Below are 7,241 nucleotides of genomic sequence, written 5' to 3' on the forward strand. Positions count from 1 at the left end.
ATTTTTGCATCAAAAATAAACCCCCCAAAAGTTAGATTGTTTTGTATACTTTGGGGGCCTCTACAAGATATACATCTGATTGTTCAGAGCTTTTTTGTATGCTTTCGCAAGGTAGATAGCTGCTAGTCTTTGGTATATGTTAGTGTATAGGCATGCTGTGCTGTGGTGCCGGATGCTAGTTTGGATACAGCAAATTTTTCAGTAAAGTCACCGGATGCATGAATGTCATCAGCTGGAGCTGTCCATGGTTCAAGGCATACAAATGGGGCGTCAGCTGGATAGGTTGACCAAATACCGACATATGGCATGTCCGTTGTTTGCATGGTAACAGTTACGTTTGCTTGCTTGTCTTCTAGTGTGACTTTGGTTTGATCGCTCACTTTGCAGACGTGGGCGTCATTTTTGAAGTCTTCACGCGTGATATTATGGTCTGAAACAGCCACAGTGTGGACCAGATCTAAATCGATAAAACCGTCCGCTGTTAAAGGATATAAGTCATATTGACCAGCTGGATTTACCTGATAGCTAACTTGATCGAAGGTCTGGTCTTGATTCAAACTTACATTGAAGGCAGGGTGGCCTCCAATGGTATAATACATTTCTTGGTCAGTCGCTTTGTTGTGAACTTGATAAGTGACAGTGACTTGATTGTCATTTAATTTGTAATTAATAAAGAAATCAAAGTCAAAAGGATAATAGGCTTTGGTTGCTTCTGTTGCGGATAGTTGGAAGCGCGCGTGGTTATCTTCTGCCGTTACAAGGTCGAAGACCATATCACGGGCAAAGCCGTGGCGACTTAGTTGATAGGTATTACCTTGGAATACATATGTATTATCGACTAAACGAGACACTATTGGGAATAGGACAGGCGCGTGACGGTTCCAAAATGAGGGGTCTGCTTGCCATAGAAATTCATGTCCGCTAGCTTGGTCTTTGATGGATGTGAGTTCGGCACCGTCTGCCTTGATGGTTACGGATAGGTTTTGATTCGCGAGTGTTACCATGAGAAAAGTCTCCTTTATTTGAACAGTTTATTTGTACATTTTCTATAATATACCTTCTCTTGGTCCTCCCGGCTATTGATTCAATCATAGGCTGCTATTTTTCTAAGGAATGCAAAAATAGCTGGCAAAATGTCAATTTTTGGGCTGTTCTTTTCCCAGAAACATGCAATGACAATCGGCGGTGAAACTGTTAAACTTAGCTGTATGAGATTTCAAAAAGAAGGGTGAATAAATGATGAGAATTGGCTATCAAGGGGTCCCAGGTGCCTATAGTGAAGCGGCGACGATTGCCTTTATTTCGGAACAGCTACAGTTGTCTTACGATGATCCACAATTGGAGATTGCTTCATATGATGATTTTCCGCCAATGGTAGATGATTTGGTGGACAACAAGGTGGACCGGATTGTGATGCCAATTGAGAATTCAACGACGGGGTTAATTGCGCGAACGATGGATTTGGTACGCTATCAACCAATAGTTGCGCGTTATGAGCATTATCAACCTGTGAACCATGTTTTATGGGGACTGCCCGGAGCGGATATTCACCAGGTAACGACTGTGTATTCACATCCTGAGGCTTTGACGCAATGTAAGTTGATTTTTGACCGCTATCCAAATATGCAGCCTATGGCCTATATTGATACGGCGGTTTCGGCGGAGTTTATTGCCAAGGAAGGTGACCCCACCAAGGCAGCGATTGCGAGTCCGCGTGCGGGTGAATTGTATGGGTTACAAGCTTTGGAGCCAGCTGCTTATGATGAAGCTGGTAATATGACGCGCTTTTTGGTCTTTGAACGATATGAGGAAATTGACCGCAACAACCAACGTGATTTGTTGATGTTTTATATTGAAACGCCGCATGAGCCGGGTGCTTTGGCTAAGTTGTTACAAGTGTTAGATGTCTATCGTATCAACCTATTGGCACTAAATGCGCGACCAATTCCGTTGAAACCCTTCCGTTATGGCTTTTTTATTGAGGCTGATCCGTCCAATATGATTGGTGATTTAGATGCTCTAGCGAAAATATTAAAAGCATTATCCACCCATTTACAAGTTGTCGCACATTTTCCACGTAATCGCTAAGTCTTGAGAAATGATAGATATTCGAAGCGCTTACATGTTATAATGTAGGTAATAAAGTTGTATAGACAATTTGAATTTGGGAGGAATTAGTATGGATAAACGTAAGGTAATCATTGATACAGACCCTGGAATTGATGACGCGGTAGCCTTGATGACGGCTTTAAGTGACCCGTCATTAGATATTTTAGGCTTTACGACGGTTGCGGGGAACAAAGGTCTTGATATGACTACGACTAACGCAGTTCGCGTGGCGACGTATTTTGATCGTCGTGTGAAGATTTATCCAGGTGCCAACAATGATTACATGTCTTTGAAGGAGGATAAACCAGCCTGCGAGAATGCGACGGGTGATATTCACGGTTCCAATGGTATGGGTGGTGTTGACTTCCCCTATGATGAGTCCTTGATTCAAGAGACACATGCCGTTGATTTTATTTTAGATAGCATTAAAGCCAACCCGGGTGAGGTGGATCTTATCGCACTTGGCCCACTGACAAATATTGCTTTGGCCGTTGAAAAAGATGTCGAAACCATGAAACAATTGCGTTCAATTACCACTATGGGTGGGGCTGCTTATGGCGGAAATGTTGGTCCTGTGGCTGAGTTTAACTACTGGTTTGACCCCTTTGCCGTAGATATCGTATATCAAGCGTTGGGTGAAATTGTGCCCATCACTATGGTCGGTTTAGATGTAACGGGCCAATCATTGTTAGACATGAATGACCTAGAGTTTATGCGCCTAGCAGGTGGTGAACTTGGCGGCATGATTCGCGAAATGTTTGGTGCTTATATCCTAAATGCCTTTAAAAATGAGGGAACAGTTGGTACGGTAATTCACGATTTAGTGGCGGTTGTCGGCTATCTGCACCCAGACATTTTCACCGAAATCCACCATGCCAACTTGGTGATTGAAACCAAGGGTGAGTATACTTACGGCCAAACGGTGATTGATTTTGATGGTGCCACTGGTCGCTCAAAAAACGTGGCGGTTGCGATGGATATTGATCTGCTAACCTATAAAGAGTATGTAATGGCCACTTTATTTGGCGAAGAAATTTGTGATCTGTACTTGGATTATTTAGGGTAGTCAACCATTACTAGCGCAAAATTAGAGAAGTAGGTGACGGAAATGTTTAAGTTCGAATTTATTTCCGCAGACATTCAGGAGAAAATTCGCCAGGGTCATTACCCCGTTGGTCAACTATTGCCCAGCGAAAATGACCTGGCCAAAATTTATCATGTCTCGCGTGAAACCATTCGAAAAGCCCAAAAACGTTTGGAAGAAACAGGATTTATTCAGAAGAAGCAAGGTAAGGGCGCTATTGTCCTTGACTATGCACGCTTTTCTTTTCTCATTTCTGGGCTAACGTCTTATAAAGAATTGCAAGAAGCACAGCACTTCCAGAGTAGAACAACGGTCTTGGTCAATGAAATTATACCTGCCCCGCCACATTTAATTGGGGTTGATGGTGTGGAAGAAGGCGAAGAGTTCATTCATCTGGTCCGCAATCGTGAGATGGACGGTATGAATGTGATTGTTGACCATGATTATTTGCGTCGCAAAGTTGTGGACCATATTCCAACTGAAATCGCCAGTATCTCCATGTACCAATATCTGGAAGATGAACTAGGGTTAGAAATTTCATTTGCGAATAAGGAAATCGTTGCTCAAAAAGCGGACCTAATTGATCAGCAACAGATGGGGATTGGTCCCGACGACTATATCATTCGCGTTAATAGTCACGTGTATTTGGAAGATGCTAGCTTTTTCCAATTCACATCGTCCCACCACCAAATCGATAAATTCCGTTTCGCTGAGTTTGCTCGCCGGATGTCGCATTAATTATTGATAATTCTTTCTGTAAAAAGGCGCTATTCCTTTGTGGAAAGTGCCTTTTTCCTATATACTAAATTTCATAAAAACATTTTGAAAGGGTCACAATATGCAGACAATTATTTCCGCAAGTTTCGTATTTATCGCAACATCTATTGATTACCTCATCTCTTGATCATGATTTTAGCCAAGCTAGCTCAAAAATCAGCGCGTCGTCAAGTATATCTGGGTGAGTACCTTGGCACCGCCGTGCTCGTTTTAGTGAGTCTCTTTTTTGCTTACATGTTAAATTTTGTTCCAGAAGACTGGATGATTGGTACACTTGGTATCATTCCACTCATCTTAGGGATTCGGGCCATATTCACTGATGACGATGAGGCGGATGAAGCCGTTGAGCAGATTGAAGGGCGCGGTAATCAATCCTTATTTTGGACTGTTACCTTAGTGACCATCGCCTCTGGAGGTGACAATTTAGGGATATACATCCCTTATTTCGCCGGCCTAGAATGGGGGCAAATCCCTGTTGCTATAGCGGTTTTTGCCGTAGGTGTTGCCGCTGTATGCGCAATTTCATATCGCTTTAGCCGTTTGCCATTAATCGCCGAAACCATCGAAAAATATGAAAAAATCATCATCCCTGTCGTATTCATTGGGCTAGGGTTTTACATCATGTGGGAAAATGGCACCATCCAACATTTCTTGGGTGCCTAAATTTTTTTATTAAAAAGAGTTGGTTGTCTCTCGCCAACTCTTTTTTGTTTTCTTTAAAAATACAAACTTTTTTCACATAAACTTGAATAACGTTCGTAAATGTTTAATGAATACTAGTATATTGCGATTGAAAATCCATCTATAAAGGAACATTAAAATATTTTAATGAAAAACTAAGAAAGTTTTCAAAAAGTTATTTACAGATTTCATTTTTTTCGATATATTATCTAACATACAAATGGAAAAACAAAAATTACGTAAGGTTTCCTGACATGTGTATAGAAAAGAGGTCTTTTTATGGATAGTGGAAGTATTGCTTTTATTATTGTTTGTTCGGCTTTGGTATTTTTCATGACACCCGGATTAGCATTTTTCTATGGCGGTTTAGATCGTCGTAAAAATGTCATCAATACCATGATGATGAGTGTGGCTCCGATTGCCATTGTATCTGTCATTTGGTTTGTAGTTGGTTATTCTCTTTCTTTTGGTGGAGAAGGCAGTATCATTGGAGATTTCTCCCATCTATTCTTTAACGGATTGAGTGAAACTGACTCTACACGTGGTTTAGTTATTCCTGATACCTTATTCGCTGCTTTCCAAATGATGTTCCCGATTATTACGGTTGCAATCATTACAGGAGCAGTAGCTGGACGCATGCGTTTTTCAGCCCTATTAATTTTTATCGTTGCATGGTTGTTCTTAGTATACTTCCCATTCGCACACATGGTTTGGGACGAAGGTCTTTTAGCTCAATGGGGTACACTTGACTTCGCTGGTGGTGATGTTGTTCATATCACATCTGGTGTTTCAGGTTTAGTCTTAGCCTTGATGGTTGGCAAACGTCGTGACCATGGTCGCCTAGTTTATCGCCCTCATAACGTACCTTTTGTTCTTCTAGGTGCGGGTATCCTTTGGTTTGGCTGGTTCGGCTTTAATGCAGGTTCTGCGCTAGCTGCAAACGGACAAGCAATCCATGCTTTACTAACAACACATCTATCTGCTGCATCAGCAATGTTATCTTGGATGTTAATTGAACGCTTTAAAACTGGACATTACTCTCTTGTAGGTGCTTCAACAGGTTTAGTAGCAGGTTTGGTTGCTATTACACCAGGTGCTGGTTTCGTTTCTCTATGGAGTGCCGTTGTTATCGGTTTACTTGTTAGTCCAGTATGTTACTTTGCCATTTCAGTATTGAAACCTAAATTTGGTTATGATGATGCTTTAGATGCCTTTGGTTGTCACGGTATTGGTGGTATTTTCGGGGGTATCGTAACAGCTATTTTCACACTTCCAGAATACGCTTTGGATCCAGCGAACGTTGGTCTTTTATACGGCGATGCGCACTTGTTATTGGTAACAATTGCCGCAATTCTATTCACTGTCATCTGGTCAGCTTTAGCTACTTTTATCATCGTAAAAGTAATCAGCTTCTTCATGCCAATTCGTGTGTCAGAACGTGCTGAAGCAATTGGTCTTGATGACTCTGAACATGAGGAAACTGCTTATCCAACATTTATGGGCATTGATTCATAATAAGAATAGTGATGAGAATTGATTCCTAACAGAGGTTAGTGAAAGGAAGATGACAATGAAAAAAATCGAAGCTATTATTCGACCAGATCGATTAGAAGATTTAAAATACGGCTTATCAAAAGCTGGTTTTACAAGTGGGATGACCATCAGTCAAGTATTGGGAAACGGTAATCAACAAGGCTTTGCGGAATATGTTCGTGGGCAAAAAGTATTACCAACCTTATTAGCTAAGGTGAAAGTTGAAATTATCACAACGGACGACCGTGTTGATGATATCATTGATCTTATTTGCAAGTTAGTAAGTACTGGTGAAGTTGGCGATGGTAAAATCTTTGTTTCTACTATTGATGAAGCCATTCGTATTCGTACAGGGGAGCGCGACAGCGACGCCTTATAAATTTGTTATGTAAGAGATTGGAATTTACTTCCAATCTCTTTTTTTGTTCATTGGACAAGGGATTGTGGCTCCACTTTACCTAACTGCGGTTTCATCTATTTGGGCGAAATAAGTGAAATTTTTGCCATTTCCTTAACCTATTTGGACAAAAAGATGAATGTTTTTAAGCAGAATCATTTTTTTTAGGCATATAGATGAAACATTTGGACGAGTCGTCATCTATTGTTTGATATAGATGAAGAATCGCCCATTTTATTCACTTTTATACCAAGATAAGTGAATTTTTACGCTCAAATTTCATCTTTTTAAAAAAATGAAAGCTACATTCCTGACTTTAACAAGGGATGCAGTTTAAAATGACCACAAATAAAAAGCCTCCAAGTTTAATTAAAATGGACCCTATAGAATGGACACTAAAAAAAGTGCCCTTCTATAGGGTTTGTTTTTGTATACTTATGAATAGAGGAAAATACGTTAACGTTTGAATTGAAGTAGTATTGCTCCATTCATTAAACCACAATTCATATTAACTGCACTACGTGCAGAAAGGCGCCGCTAAATGTCAAAGTTAATTTTTACATCCGAACAAATTCGAGTTTTGAGAAGAAATCCGTACGTTAAAAATGTATCAGAGAAAAGCATTACTTATTCCGATGAATTCAAACGCCATTTTGTTTC

General features: G+C 40.5%; 6 protein-coding genes and 1 pseudogene. 6 read left to right on the forward strand and 1 reads right to left on the reverse strand.

Features of this window, described 5'->3' with window-relative positions; genetic code table 11:
* Positions 1 to 122: 122 nt before the first annotated feature.
* Positions 123 to 1,004 (reverse strand): aldose 1-epimerase family protein, encoded by an 882-nt coding sequence (locus B9P78_RS08805; protein ID WP_094519078.1) that lies wholly within the window; start codon positions 1,002 to 1,004, stop codon positions 123 to 125.
* 232 nt (positions 1,005 to 1,236) lie between these two features.
* Between B9P78_RS08805 and B9P78_RS08810 the strand changes: the two genes are divergently transcribed.
* The 6 genes and pseudogenes from B9P78_RS08810 (at position 1,237) to B9P78_RS08835 (ending at position 6,563) form a co-directional block, all read left to right on the forward strand.
* A complete protein-coding gene (locus B9P78_RS08810; RefSeq protein WP_094519079.1) occupies positions 1,237 to 2,088 on the forward strand; it encodes a prephenate dehydratase in 852 nt (283 codons plus the stop codon).
* Between the two features lie 91 nt (positions 2,089 to 2,179).
* Complete coding sequence (locus tag B9P78_RS08815; RefSeq protein ID WP_094519080.1) at positions 2,180 to 3,175, forward strand: nucleoside hydrolase; 996 nt, start codon at positions 2,180 to 2,182, stop codon at positions 3,173 to 3,175.
* A 42-nt stretch (positions 3,176 to 3,217) separates the two neighbouring features.
* Positions 3,218 to 3,931 carry a trehalose operon repressor gene (treR, locus tag B9P78_RS08820; protein WP_094519081.1) on the forward strand — a complete coding sequence of 238 codons (714 nt, stop codon included), beginning with the start codon at positions 3,218 to 3,220 and terminating at the stop codon, positions 3,929 to 3,931.
* 100 nt (positions 3,932 to 4,031) lie between these two features.
* Positions 4,032 to 4,633 (forward strand): annotated as a pseudogene (locus B9P78_RS08825) (CadD family cadmium resistance transporter).
* Positions 4,634 to 4,930: 297 nt separating this feature from the next.
* Positions 4,931 to 6,166 (forward strand): ammonium transporter, encoded by a 1,236-nt coding sequence (locus B9P78_RS08830; protein WP_094519082.1) that lies wholly within the window; start codon positions 4,931 to 4,933, stop codon positions 6,164 to 6,166.
* A gap of 55 nt (positions 6,167 to 6,221) precedes the next feature.
* Positions 6,222 to 6,563 carry a P-II family nitrogen regulator gene (locus B9P78_RS08835; RefSeq protein ID WP_094519083.1) on the forward strand — a complete coding sequence of 114 codons (342 nt, stop codon included), beginning with the start codon at positions 6,222 to 6,224 and terminating at the stop codon, positions 6,561 to 6,563.
* Positions 6,564 to 7,241 lie beyond the last annotated feature (678 nt).

The sequence above is a fragment of the Aerococcus sp. 1KP-2016 genome (assembly GCF_002252085.1).
Classification (GTDB): domain Bacteria; phylum Bacillota; class Bacilli; order Lactobacillales; family Aerococcaceae; genus Aerococcus.